Annotated in this window: 1 protein-coding gene; it reads left to right on the forward strand. The window is 51.5% G+C overall.

Annotation, left to right across the window (positions count from 1 at the left end; all coding sequences use genetic code 11):
* The coding region (locus AAEZ06_RS27530; RefSeq protein WP_502948064.1) for a Ppx/GppA phosphatase family protein at positions 1 to 262 on the forward strand (262 nt) is incomplete at both ends.

Raw genomic sequence — 262 nt, forward strand, 5'->3', positions numbered from 1 at the left:
GCTGAACAGCGAGGACTTGAATGTCTAAGTCGGTTTGTGGCGCGTCTTGATTCAGTACCACCTGAGCGTATTCGTGTGGTGGCGACCAATGCCTTGCGCCAAGCTAAGAATGCCAATGACTTTATCACTCGGGCCAATAAAATCTTACCCAAGCCGATCGAAATCATCGCTGGACGAGAAGAGGCGCGTCTAATTTATTTGGGCGTCTCGCACACCAACGCCAGTAGCGATAAGCGTTTGGTCATCGATATCGGCGGTGGCT

Origin of the sequence: Pseudomonas sp. HY7a-MNA-CIBAN-0227 (assembly GCF_040310325.1) — a bacterium.
Taxonomy (GTDB): Bacteria; Pseudomonadota; Gammaproteobacteria; order Pseudomonadales; family Pseudomonadaceae; genus Aquipseudomonas.